The organism is Shewanella abyssi (genome assembly GCF_023284025.1).
In the GTDB taxonomy this organism is placed as follows: Bacteria; Pseudomonadota; Gammaproteobacteria; order Enterobacterales; family Shewanellaceae; genus Shewanella; species Shewanella abyssi.
This window is the reverse complement of record NZ_JAKIKR010000086.1, coordinates 1-13281: the sequence shown is the minus strand read 5'-3', so window position 1 is coordinate 13281 and position 13281 is coordinate 1. Positions and strand designations below refer to the sequence as shown.

The window sequence follows — 13281 nt, the reverse complement described above, 5'->3', positions numbered from 1 at the left end:
CGATAAGCCTCCTGAGAAATCAGGAGGCTTTTTTCGTTTTGGATAGGGAAATATTCGAATCCAGCAATTAACGACCGACCACTTTACTAGAAAGCCCTTCGAGAAATCGAGAGGCTTTTTTGTTGGCTCTTTATCTTTGTTAGAGAGGGAAAAGATTCGAATCCAGCTGTTATGACCGACCATTTTCGATAAGCCTCTTGAGAAATCAGGAGGCTTTTTTCGTTTTGGATATGAAGAGATTCGAATCCTGCAATTAACGACCGAACATGCAAATGAAATAGCTTTAGTACTAGGCAATAATTCCCACATTTAATGCATAGGGTCAATAATAGAAGGCAATTCGATAAACTGCAGGGGCTTTAGCTTGATAGCAGGTAAACAAAAGGCCTCTACAGAGGCCTTTATAAATTTACTGATGTCGTAGCTTAGCTATAGTTTAATGTCTACTGGCGGTGATACATAGCCCATATAAGCATGGGTTTTTAGAGGGGTAAAGCGATCAAGCAGTGCTTTCTCTTCTATGCCAGTGACTATCACCTCAATATCTAGCCCTTTGGCGACATTGATTAAGGCGCGGCAGAGCTCACTGCTATGTTCACTTTCATCGTAATATGCAAATGATTGATCCAACTTGACATAACTTGGTCTTAAGCTCTGTAAGTAGCTCATTGAGCCAAACTGACGCCCAAAGTGATCGATACCAAAATGGGCGCCATTATCTCTAATGATGGTACATAGAGCATCACAAGCCTCTGGGCTGCTATACACAGCGGCTTCAGGGATATCAAAACATATACGCTCTCTTAATGCTGATGAGCGCAGTAGTTTGTTGAGCCACTGATGAAATTCAAGGTCATTGATGCTTTCAAAGGTTAGATTGATAGCAATAGGTTCAAAGTTGCGACCTAGCAAGTCCTTTGCACTTATGGTTTCTATTAAACATTTATCGAGCAAAGTCCCCAGTGACAGTAATTCAATGTAAGGCATGAATTGCCCTGCAGAGATCATTTTGTCACCTATTTCTAGCTGACAATAAAGCTCTCTTTGAAGTACGCAATCATTGTCATTAAGCAAAATGGGTTGCCACTTAAACTTAAACTTACCACCACTAATCGCGGTACTGAGGTGTTCTCGCCATTGCTCACGCGTAAACAGCTGTTTTTCATTGGTCTCAAACCAATGGAATACTTTATTTTCTTGTAGTGACTTTTGTAGTGCATTATCTGCCTGAGCCAAAATATCACTCACGCTCATTTGACCTATCCGCTGCGCTATACCGAGAGCAAACCCTTCATTTGGCTTGCAACCCGCTTTTGAAACCTCTTGATTGATTGTGCGAATAAGAGTCTGCAAGTATTTGCTTGTTTGTTCATGTTCGGAGCTCGTAATAAGAAACGCAAACTCATAGGCCGCGATACGCGCTATAACAGATGTGGTAACACCCTCTAAATGCTGTTTCATTTTTTCTGATAACAGCTTGATGGTTTCATCTCTTACTTGATAACCATATTTACTGTGGACCTCTTCAAGCCAGTCCATTTTAGCCATAATAAGCGCGCCGTTCTTAGGCTCACTTAACCAACCATTAAGTCTTCCCATCATGTATTGACGATTAGGAAGGGTAGATACTTGGTCGACTAGATTTTTCTTTCTTAACTCGCCAACTTCTTCATCCAGAGAGCTAAAGATCTGTTTGAGTTGCTCAGACATACTATTGAAAGCTTGAACCACTGACTTTAGCTCAAGGGTCTTGGGTACTGCCATATCAGGGCCAAATTTTCTATTGGCTATCTCTTTGGCGTGTTCAGCGATTTCATGTAATGGTCTCAATATCCAGGTTAGTCCAACGCGGGCCAATATAATCGCAATTAAAAACAGTACTGAAAAAACCATAATAGCATTGGTCATCGTTCGCCAAAGTTCATGGTAACCAAATCCTGGATGAGCTGTGATCTCTAATCGTGCCAGCTGGATCCAGCCCGAAGTAATCGTGCTTTCTCGTCGAATTTTTTTGAAGAGATCAAGGTCAATAAACCACTGAGGTACACCAACGATAGTTACCGGGTTTTGCCACGTTTGCTGCTTGCCATCGACCAACCAAGTCAATTTTACCTCTTGGTAATAACCCCCTTCGAAGATGACATTGATTAAGGTTTCGGCGCCGACAATGTCGCCAGCTTCAAGATCCGGCACCAGCATGATACCGAGTGAATTACTGGTATTATTGAGATCAGACTCCATTTGCTTGGTCAGAAAGCTTTGAGTTTCGGTAAACTGCACATAGCCTAAACTCGCGACCACGAGTAAAAATAGTGCAAACAGTAGTGTGTATATCTGTCGAAACAGTGTCATCTTGTTAACTACTCCAGTTTTAGTTTAGGTTGTTTTAATCGCTCAACACCTAAACGATGTTTTAGGTCATTCCATTTCGCCAGTTTCGATGATGATCCTGCTAGAACGCCGCGTCCTTTTTCTTTATTTAGCCACAATTGTCGACCGTTAAAACTGTATACCGGTATTAGATCTTTACGCTGTGTTGCTGGTTTTATGGATTTATCAAGATTGTCTAAAACGAGGGGGATGGAAGAGGGCGTTTCATAGTAGGCAAGTACCATATGGTATTGGTTTACGCTGGTTGCCTTTACCATAGTAATGCGTAATTTATCTTCTGAAATGCCAAGTTGGAGCAGCGTGAAATACTTTGCGATAGAAAAATCTTCGCAATCGCCGCCACTAACACCAATAAATTCCATTGGCGTAGCCCAGTAATTCTTATTTCCCCAAAGTTTTATATCATCGATAAAATGAAATAGGTTAAAAAAGTTATTAACCATTAGTATTTTATCGCTATCTTCTAGGTCCTTAGCTTCATCAAGGATTTTAAACCAAGCTCTAATGCGTTTACCCGCACGCTCTCCATACTGAGATTCTATTGTTTGGGTAATATGTGCGTAGTTTAGTTGTGGTATTGGATCTGCCTCTAGATAAAGAGAAGACGCAGCCAAAGCCAAAATCGTCAATCTAAATTGGCAGACTTTTATTAATTTCTTTAATTTACAAAGTCTGCCATTCATACGACGTTAGTTTGTTTCCTAATTAACAACTTCATCTACGGTATAGATATGCCATTTCATATCTGCAGTGGTGTCATCACCAGTGAGTTCAGCAATGACTCGGCGATTGACTCTATGTGCAGCAGAGGTATGAGTGGGATCGATAGGACGATCGAAACTATATCCTACAGCACTTAATCGAGATGATTCAATATTAAAACGCTCACTAAGTAATGCGCTTACGGCATTGGCTCTATTTTGCGATAACATTTGGTTATGCTCGTGGCTGCCCGTTTTACTGCAGTGTCCCTCGATAACAGCCTGTGTATTAGGGAACTTTTGCATGAAACTGGCAATAATTTCTACTTGGGTATAGTACATTGGATCTATGTAATCAGAGTCATTAGCAAATAAGATTTTTAGCTCTTGGCGCTCATTGATCGGTTTGATTTTACCGCAGCCATAGTTATCGATAGTGGCACCAAGTGCGGTTTCATTACAACGCTCTCTTGCAACGATGACACCATCATGGTCAATATCATTTAAATCGTAAACTTGCTTAGTCGGTGTATCCATCGATACTGTATCACGCATTGAGCAACCGCCTAATATGGCTAAACTCAATATTATTATTAGGGTTTTCATTGCGGTACTCCTCCTTCGTAATCTCGCTCACCTTGCCATACATCTGGGCGAGTCACTCTTAATGAATCAAGTAATTGACCTGTCGCATTAAGAATGCGGTATCGTGATACTATTTCGTCATACTCAGATTCTAAATAGTCTTTTCTTGCTTCAAACAACTCATTTTCGGTATCGAGCAGATCCAGCAATGTACGTTGGCCTAAATTGAACTGTTGGCTATAGGCCACTTGCGTGTCCTTAGCGGCAATGACATGGTCACGAATATACATTTTTTGTGGTGTTAGCATTTCGTATGCGTTCCAAGCCAAGTTTACGCCTTCGATGACTTGTCTATGTGCACGTTGACGGATCTCTTTCGCTTCACCTATTTTGTAGGCCGCTTCTTTTTCTCGCGCCAAATCACGGCCACCTGCAAACAGGTTGTACTTAACTCGGATCATGGCGACGAGGTCGTTACTGTGTCCACCTACATCGGTTTGGAAAACGCCTAGCCCAGAAATACCATCTTCACCGTCGAGATCGTTATTCCAGTTGCCATCAAGCTCTAAAGTGAACTTAGGGTAATAATTCGATTGAGCTGATTCGCGTTCATTCTCCGCTGCATGGATATCACTAGCAGCCGATTTTAGAATAGGATGGTTATCTTGCGCCATCATCACGCTGGTGTTGAGGTCGCTCGGTAACATATCAGCATCAGGCACTGGCACTATCATATCTTCCGGCTCTTGCTCTACGACGCGAACGAACTGTGATCTGGCATCATAAAAATTATTGCGAGCCGAGATAACATTTGCGTTTGCACGGGCTAAACGACCGGTGATCTGAGATAGATCCGCCGTTGAGCCTAGTCCTGAATCGGTTCTCTGTTTAATCTGTTCATATATATCTTTGTGGCTGGCAAGGTTTTTTTCGGCCAGAGTGAGTACTTGTTCACTGCGAATGTAGTTGGTGTATACCTTAACCACATCTAGTGCCATATCTTCGGCTGCCGCAAACAGTGCCCACTGCTCTGCACTTGCTTCAAAACTGTATCTATCGACTTCGCTACTGGTATAAAAACCATCAAATAGCATTTGCTTGATACTAAAGCCAGCTTCACCACGCTCCAGTTCAATCACGCCATCACTGTCAACTTCGCCAACACCAGCGCGACGACGAGTCGATGGGCTATTGGTTTGCTCCCATCCGTAACCGCCTGAAATATCGATCGTCGGCATATAGCCTGCGACTGCTTGGTTAACTTGCTCTTCACGTGCTTTAAAACGGTTAAATGCGATCCGTATTTCAGGATTAGTATCTAATGTGTGCGCTACTGCTTGCTCTAACGTTTGGCTATAAGCCGACGCGGGCAATATTAGTGCGCCGACGGCGAGTGCAATTGCACTACGTCTTACCTGCCGCATTGTGCTGCTGTCCATGTTAACCCCTCCAGGTCGTTTTTTATAGGGCTTCAACGCTCTCTAAGCGCGGTATCTTTAGCCCGTAATATTGGATTAAGTATGTACTCTAAAACAGATCTTTGCCCAGTAATCACATCAACCGAGGTCAACATCCCTGGTATGATAGGCATTTCCGTGCCATCGTCCTTCGTTAGGCTAGAAAACTCCGTTCTAACTTTTACAATATAGAAACTATTTCCCTCATCATCTTGGGTTGTATCGGCACTAATATGTTCTACGACCCCATTAAGACCACCATAGCGAGTGAAGTCATAAGCGGTGACTTTGACAACAGCAGGCAGCCCTGGATGCAGGAAGGCGATATCTTTAGGCACAATTTTGGTTTCGATGAGTAGCTTGTCTTCTGATGGGACAATTTCGATAATATCAACGCCAGGCTGCACCACGCCGCCGAGCGTATTAATATGAATTGTTTTAATGGTGCCGTTCACTGGAGAGACTATCTCAGCCTTACTCACTTTGTCTTGTGCGCCCACTTGCGCTTCATTCATACGTGAGAGCTTGGTTTGCATCTCATTTAACTGAGCGCGGGTATCAGCCGCAAACATCAGTACCGTTTCTCGACGCTTTAAAATCGCCTCATCCATTGTCGACTTCACTTTTGGACGCAATAATCTTAGTGACGACAGCTCGCCTTGAATGTCGTTTACGACTCGCTGCAGCTTGAGCAGTTCAACTTCGGGTACAATCCCTTTGTCTGCTAATGGTCTGGTGAGTTCTAACTCTCTAGAGATTAATTGAAAGCTGGTTGTGAGCGTTCTTATTTTAGAGGCTAACTCTTGGATCTCTTGATTTCGTTGTTGGATCTGTCTTGCTTGGATCTCAAGTTGGTTACTGAGATTATCAATGCGGCCTTGATACTCTTCTCGTTGCCTCTTGGTGAGTTCCGGCTCATTGGCTTCTAAGATTTCTGGAAAGATCAGCGCATGAGCTTGTATTTTTACCTGCTCGCGCCAGTCAGTGCCGATATTAGAAATCGTGATGCTATTTAATTCAGTTTTTAAGCGGATAACATTGGACAGCAAGCTATTCACTTCCTGCTCCTGCTGGGCAAAGTCAGACTGAAAACGGGTGGCATCAATACGAGCGAGTGCTTGGCCCTTGGTGACAGTCAAACCTTCTTGTACGTACATATCTTGCAATATGCCGCCATCTAAACTCTGTATTATCTGAATTTGCGAAGAGGGGATAACTTTACCCATTCCAGTGGTGACTTGATCCAACTCAGCAAAGTAGGCCCAAATTAAAAATGTTATAGCGAGAGATGTAAGTGCCCATATCGTTAATCGATGACTCGTGGGGGCATCGGTCATCATGGCGCCATAGACATCGTCAACCATGTCTAAGTCTTGTGAGGTTAAATGCTTACTCATCTATTTACCGCTCCTGCAAGCAAGCCTTCATTAAGCTTTTTCAGTACATCTGCTTTGGCGCCATCAGCAATAATGTGGCCGCGATCTAATACGATGATGCGGTCTACTAAATTCAATAGGTGCATCTTGTGAGTAATCAGCACTAAGGTGCGATCTTTACTGACATTGTGCATCGCTTGAATGAACTGCTTTTCGGCTCTAGCATCCAAGCTGGCTGTCGGTTCATCCATTAGTAATACCGGGGGATCGTTCAGTGTTGCGCGTGCTAAGGCGATGGTTTGTCGTTGGCCACGAGAAAGCTCCCGCCCTCCTTCACCCACTTGTTGATCGAGTCCTTCGGATTCTAGATTAGTAAACAAGTTAACCCCTGATAATTGCACGGCCCTGATCAGTTGATGCTCGGTTACTTGCCGCGTCCCAAAGAGGATGTTGTCGCGGATAGTGCCGTGAAACAGGGTAATATCTTGCGGTAGATAACCAAAGTTACGTCTAAGATCGCTTGGATGTATCTGCGCAGAATCGAGGCCATCATAGGTTAGGCTGCCTTTGCTGGGCTGAAAAAGTCCCACAAGTACTTTAGCGAGGGTACTCTTGCCTGAGCCATTACGACCTATTATCGCAATTCGCTCGCCCGGTTCTATTTTTATCGATAATGGGTGCAGTATTGGCCGCTCTGAGTTCGGATAGCTAAACGCTAAGTGATCTGCATTAATCTGACCTCGTAGTCTTTGTCTGCTGACCAGATGCCCTTTGTTCTCAAACTCACTCTCTTGGGCCATGATTTCATTAAGTTGACGCAGTGCACTGGCAGTTTGGTTGCCTCGTGTCATTAATCCTGCTAACTGCGCCATTGGGGATATTGCCCGACTGGATAAGATAACGGCCGCAATGATGCCACCCATGGATATCTCATTGTCAGCGACACGATAAACACCGAGTATTACGACGAAAATTACGGAGGTTTGCACCACAAATGTCGCGACATTAGTCACTGACGTCGAGATCTTTTTCGATTTTAACTGCCAGCTAGCGGTATGACCAATCATCTGCTGCCAGCTTTTTTGCACTAAGCCTTCGGCACCGCTAGATTTGATCGACTCTAATGATGAAAGTGACTCGATTAAATGGCCATGTTTTAAGCCTGAGAACTTATTGCTTTCCTCTACTGCAGCTTTTAGTTTTGGCTGCATAATCAAGGTATAAACTATGATAATAAAACCACCGACTAAAGGGACAAATGCCAGATCGCCAGCGACTATATAAATAATCGTTAAAAAGAACAGAGCAAAAGGAAGATCCACTAAGGTGGTGATGGTAGCCGACGTCAGGATATCTCGAATGCTGTCAAATTCGCCAAGCTGCTTGGCCATGCCACCAACACTCGGCGAGCGCTTTTCCAATGGGATGCCTATGGCCTTTGCGAACAGTTGCGAGGAGACGATAATATCGACTTTCTTCCCCGCGACATCTATCAAGTAACTACGCAATTGACGCATCACTAAGTCAAATATGTAGGCTATGCCGGCACCTATCGCTAACACCCATAAAGAGTTAAATGCTAAGTTTGGCACGACCTTGTCGTACACATTCATGATGAATAATGGCGACACAAGTGCAAATAAATTAACTAATACCGATGCGATTAACGCGTCGCGATAGATGGGAGCAGAGTCTTTGAGCGTCTGTAATAGCCAGTGAGATTTGTTCTCATGAAGATGGACATCAAAGCCCATGTCACCACGATACTCCTGTTTAACTAGAAACAGGTAACCCACATAAATGGCTTCAAGCTCTTCAATGGATAGTGTTTCTTCGCCGCCAGTCTCCGGTAACTGAATGATGGCTTTATCTTGCTCAATATCCAGCTCTCGAAGCAAGCAGGCCTTTTTATCTTTAAGGAGTAATATGCAAGGCAGTAAGATAGGGATTATTTCATTAAGCCCCTTACGAGACAGCTTTGCTGTTAATCCCGCTCGGGCAGCTGCTTGAGGTAGCAGCTCAGGTGTCATTACATGACCTTGCATGGGCAGGCCTGCCGCCAAAGAATCGCAGGAGCAAGGGCTGCCGAAGTATTCAGTAAGTAAAACTAAACTGTCTAGCAATGGGTCAACAATAACGCGCTGAGATGCCGAAATGGTCCATTGCTCAGTTTTCTTAGAAGCTGAGACGGTCACGTGGGATAGCTATCCTTTAGTTTTTATTATTTTAGTATCGGACATGAGGGGCGTGTTTGCCACGCCCCTTAAGATTTAGCCCTATTCATTACAGTGAATTCAATACACCATTGATATCTAAATCATGGCGGGGCTGCTCACTTGAATCAATAATTAAGGTCTCCCCTTGAGTATTGCTTACAATGAGTGGCCCATCGCCATTGTCACCGAGTAAACTGCTAATAATCTCTTCAGACGTGTCGCCAAGGAGAGAAAGGTCGACACCATCTAGTACTATGTGTTGATCAAATGTCCCATCTTGGTCGGTATCGATATTAATGCTGGTAGAGCCTCCTATATCAGTGAAGTTGATATATTGACTCAGTTCATTGGCGTTATCGCCCTGCAGTATATCGCTTAGATCGAGCTTGTCTTCTGCGAGATTGAAGTCGGTAATGTGGTCGGTGGTATCTGTACCATCGACGGAACCGGTGGTCCAGACGAAGATATCCTCACCAAGGCCGCCAATCAGCATGTCGTCACCGGTGCCGCCGATGAGTATATCGTCGCCGTCACCGCCGAGCAGAATATGGCTACCCGCGCCGCCAACGAGGATATCATCGCCGTCACCACCGCTGAGCCCATCGCCAAATAACATGGTGCTTTGAGCACCGCCGGCACCATCAGTGAGGTAGACCCCTGTCTGAGTAGAGCCGTCACTCAGGGTGACGGTAAAGGTGACTGCTTTATTGGCGAAGTCGCTGCCATTGTTACCACCTAGTTTATTGGTGTCGATGGTGAACCAGAGTGCCTCTCCTGAAGTGAAGGTGTTATTGTCAAACTCGGCGGTTAGTACAGAGCTGGACTGTGACAACGACCAGCTGACCTCAGATTGGTTTATATTGCTGTCGCTGCCGAGGTCATAGTCTTGGACTGTGGCATTGTTATCATTGCCGGCTCGCAAGTTTATACTGATACTTGCAACGAATAAGCCTGCAGCTAATGTTGTGAAGCTAAAGCCAAACTGGTTATCCGTGTTATCTGTCTTGCCCGATGTCACCGTCGCGACAATATGTGCGTCGTCGTTGACGCCTGATGAACTTATGATGATGTCGTTCTCCGCCGTGCCCGTTAGCTTGCTCGACGTCGTATGAACGATATCGACGTTGGTGGAGTCCGAGGCGCCATTGCCTTCTAGGGTGTACTCGAAGTGAGTGCCATCGGTGAGACCATTTATACTGATGTGGTCATTCACTAGGCTAGCATTGCCGCCCGTGACATCGGTAATGGCCGCGTCGTATGGCGTCTTGTCACCATGCATCAAGTATTCGAGCGGAATATCTATGCTGCTGCCCTGAGTCAGGTTAGTGATGATGTTATTGGCATTGGCATCCAAGCTAGCGTGATAATCGATATCAATTTGAAGCTGGAGAGATGCCGTGTCACCATCGTTATCGATGAGGGTTACTTCGAACGACTCATGCTCGTTGAGCACGTTGCGATCCACTTCGATAGTGTAACGGTATTCTCCGGTATCGAAGTTCAGACTTATCTGCCCTCCGAGGGCCGTGGTGAATACCTGCAGTGGATTGTCGGCATCATACAGATGAGTTTGGCCATCGATCTCTATGCTGGCAACCTTACCGCCATCGGCACCGATCAATACTCCATGGGTACTTGATGAGCCGAGCAGTCCCAAACTGCCGCTTAGGGCATTGCCGTCGAAGTAGTTGAGTATGGTGCTGGTGAGATCGTCGGCGTTATCCACCTTGACCGCGTAATCCTCTTGGCCATTGACCTCGGGATGGGCGATGGGCAGTAAATATGTCAGCGATGCGCCGCCGATACCTATGCCGAAGGAGATGTCGTAATGCTGGTCGTCTCCCGCAATATTTGACTGAGTAGAGACATCAGCGAGGTAGTTCTCCCAATCCTTCTGCAAATCGGGATCGACCTCGTAGCCACTGTTGGGCTCGCCATCTGAGATGAAGTATACCAGGCTCTGATCCGCCGAGGGCAAGGGACCACTAGCCATGACGGCCTTCAGCGCCGCCTCGTAGTTAGTGCCGCCGCCATCGCGTAGACCTTCGAGGTAACCTATAGCACCGGCAATATCATCGACCAACCAGCCAGTGGTGTGAGCGCCATTAGAGAAGCTGACAATCTGAATGTTGACGTTACCGGTAGCGTCGACTTCGCTGATCAGCGCCTTCAGGGACTCGATAGCGGTCTCGAGATAGGTCTTGCCATTACCTGCCATGCTGCCCATGCTGCCGGAGACATCCAGTACTAGGGTGAGGTTGGTGGTGATGGGGGCCGCGCTGGTTTGTAGGTTCTGACTGATGTCACTGGCTATCGGTGCATCATCTGTGATATTGACCGTCAGGCTGGCTGAACTCTCGTTACCCAAGCTATTTGCTAATAGATAATTGAACGACTCACTGGTGTTATCGCCACTGGTATTCTGTGTCAGTGTGTATTGATAATCACCGGCTCTGTGCTCGGCGCTGTCCTCGGTATACACAATTAATTCACCGCTCTCCGTGGTCACAGTGATGACGCCATCAACTGCCGTCTCGCCTTCGACCTCAGTGATCAGAGTGGATCCGCTGATCCCGGCATCGTTATCGAGTAAATTTCCGCTGGCAATATTACTGCCATCGCCTGCGGTGGTGCCGCCTTGGATACCGGCATCAGCGTCTGCAATTATGCCTGACTCAGCCACGATCGCTGTATCGTTGGCCGCATCGGGCTCTGAGTCCTGGGTGACGGTCAAGGTTGCCGAATGGCTGTCATTGTCGGCATCAGTCAGTGTGTACTCGAACTGATCGCTGACCTGAGGATGGTTAATAGCTGTTTGTAACGAGGTTAGCGAGAAATAGGCGTTAGATCCTGCTGTGATAACCACATACTGATAGGGTGTATCAGAGTTTATGGTTAAGCTGTCAATGCCTGAGAAATTCCCATGGGCCACTTCCTCACCGTTTGCATCATAGGCGGTCCACTGACCATGCGTATAGTACGATTCGCCGTCCCATCCATGCAGGCCGAATGAAACCTCATTAAAGTTGGCTTCTAAATCGATGACCATAGACTCGCTGTTATCCATCCAGCCATTACCTCGTACGCCTATGCCTGCAGAATTTGTGGAGATACCCTCGCCGTTTCCGGTTAAGCTTGATTGATCAAGATTTCCATTATCTAAAAAATCGGTAACGCTATTAAAACCATACAGGTGAACTCCCTGGCCATTGTACAGTTCAGTTGAGTCTAGGTTTACATGCTCATCTAGACTCGACTCATAACTATAGCTACCGTCACTACTCATCACCAGTACGCCATCATCTGTGATGATAGTAATATTGCCATTGGCATCAGAATCGGTATCAAATGAATAGGTTTGGTCGCCATAAGTGACGGAGCTAACACTGGTCGCATCCGCTCCCAAATTATCGGCACCGTTGCCGTCGGTGCCAGCCCCGGTGATCACGTTGCCATGTGCCGTACCACCAAAACCTATGCTGTCGATATCATCATTAGCAACAGGTGCGGTATCGGTAATATTGATAGTAAAGGTTGCGATACTGCCGTCAGCATTGGTTACACTGAAGCTATCTTGGTCTGAAACATTATCACCATGATCTCTGACTGGTGCTGTGTATACATAGGTACCATTTACTAGCGATATTGAACCTCCAAGAGTGGTGGTTCCCTCAAAATCTATACCATCTGGTAATGTTAATATGTTATCGGTTGAAGCTTCTATAACTTGGCCAAGAAGAATTTCTGTATCATGACGGACTGTAGCGGTATCTTCGCTTGATTCTGACTGATTTCCAGCCTCATCAGTTTGGGTTGCTGTCACCTTTAGAGACTGCCCATTGTCTGGTGTTGTCTCTGTCCAGCTGATGATGCCTAAAGCTGCATCGTAGCTGAAACCATCAACTGAAAGTCCATTACTATCTAATGCAATGATACTAATTCCGTCAAGCGCCAAACTCAACGTTAGTGCAGTGACAGAAGTTCCATTATTTATCGTTAATTGGACTGTTCCTTTCGATGCAAAGTCAGTGTTGTCTATTTTTACTTGCACTTGAACATCATCATCACCGATTTCAGACTCTGATAAGACCTGGTCGTCAGGATCATTATCATCATTAATGGTGACGATTGGTGCGGTTGGCCTAACCGTATCCACACCGTAGGTTTCGCTGTCGTTAACCGTGGCGCTGTTGCCCGCATCATCCGTGGTGGTGACCGAGGCTGTAATACTGTTGGCGTTGGCACCCAGTAATGCACTGGCATCCACATCAGTACTGAAGCCGAGTTGACCGTTGCCTAAATCGACTACAAGTGCGGTCGCAATCGTATTGCCATCGAGCGTCAAGGTGACGGTATCGCCGAGCTGCACATCGCCGCCAACGGTACCGCTTAAGGTGACTTGGCCGGCGCTTTCAGCACTGTTGATAATGTTGTCATCACCGACTTCAATTGGACTGAGGTTAATGGTGGCTGCGATCTGCGTATCCACACCGTAGGTTTCGCTGTCGTTAACCGTGGCGCTGTTGCCCGCATCATCCGTGGTGGTGACCGAGGC

General features: G+C 45.9%; 7 protein-coding genes. All 7 read right to left on the bottom strand.

Going from position 1 to position 13281, the window contains the following annotated elements:
• Positions 1 to 429: 429 nt before the first annotated feature.
• The gene (locus L2755_RS21150) at positions 430 to 2352 is read right to left on the bottom strand and encodes a bifunctional diguanylate cyclase/phosphodiesterase (RefSeq protein ID WP_248982627.1); all 1923 of its coding nucleotides are present in this window, start codon (positions 2350 to 2352) and stop codon (positions 430 to 432) included.
• 8 nt (positions 2353 to 2360) lie between these two features.
• Entirely contained in the window at positions 2361 to 3074 is a 714-nt protein-coding gene (locus L2755_RS21145; protein WP_248982626.1) for a transglutaminase-like cysteine peptidase, read from the bottom strand.
• An 18-nt stretch (positions 3075 to 3092) separates the two neighbouring features.
• Entirely contained in the window at positions 3093 to 3698 is a 606-nt protein-coding gene (locus tag L2755_RS21140) for an OmpA family protein (RefSeq protein ID WP_248982625.1), read from the bottom strand.
• Positions 3695 to 5116 (bottom strand): TolC family outer membrane protein, encoded by a 1422-nt coding sequence (locus L2755_RS21135; RefSeq protein ID WP_248982624.1) that lies wholly within the window; start codon positions 5114 to 5116, stop codon positions 3695 to 3697. The genes L2755_RS21140 and L2755_RS21135 overlap by 4 nt, the downstream gene beginning before the upstream one ends.
• Before the next feature lie 32 nt (positions 5117 to 5148).
• Positions 5149 to 6531, bottom strand: coding sequence for an HlyD family type I secretion periplasmic adaptor subunit (locus L2755_RS21130; RefSeq protein WP_248982623.1), 1383 nt, complete (start codon positions 6529 to 6531; stop codon positions 5149 to 5151).
• Entirely contained in the window at positions 6528 to 8705 is a 2178-nt protein-coding gene (locus L2755_RS21125) for a type I secretion system permease/ATPase (RefSeq protein ID WP_248982622.1), read from the bottom strand. The genes L2755_RS21130 and L2755_RS21125 overlap by 4 nt, the downstream gene beginning before the upstream one ends.
• An 88-nt stretch (positions 8706 to 8793) precedes the next feature.
• A partial coding sequence (locus L2755_RS21120; RefSeq protein WP_248982621.1) for an Ig-like domain-containing protein occupies positions 8794 to 13281 on the bottom strand: 4488 nt, incomplete at its 5' end.

Excerpts from the sequence above, each read along its gene's own strand:
- L2755_RS21140 (WP_248982625.1), bottom strand. The coding sequence starts at position 3,698 with ATGAAAACCCTAATAATAATATTGAGTTTAGCCATATTAGGCGGTTGC.
- L2755_RS21135 (WP_248982624.1), bottom strand. The coding sequence starts at position 5,116 with ATGGACAGCAGCACAATGCGGCAGGTAAGACGTAGTGCAATTGCACTC.
- L2755_RS21150 (WP_248982627.1), bottom strand. The coding sequence starts at position 2,352 with ATGACACTGTTTCGACAGATATACACACTACTGTTTGCACTATTTTTA.
- L2755_RS21130 (WP_248982623.1), bottom strand. The coding sequence starts at position 6,531 with ATGAGTAAGCATTTAACCTCACAAGACTTAGACATGGTTGACGATGTC.
- L2755_RS21145 (WP_248982626.1), bottom strand. The coding sequence starts at position 3,074 with ATGAATGGCAGACTTTGTAAATTAAAGAAATTAATAAAAGTCTGCCAA.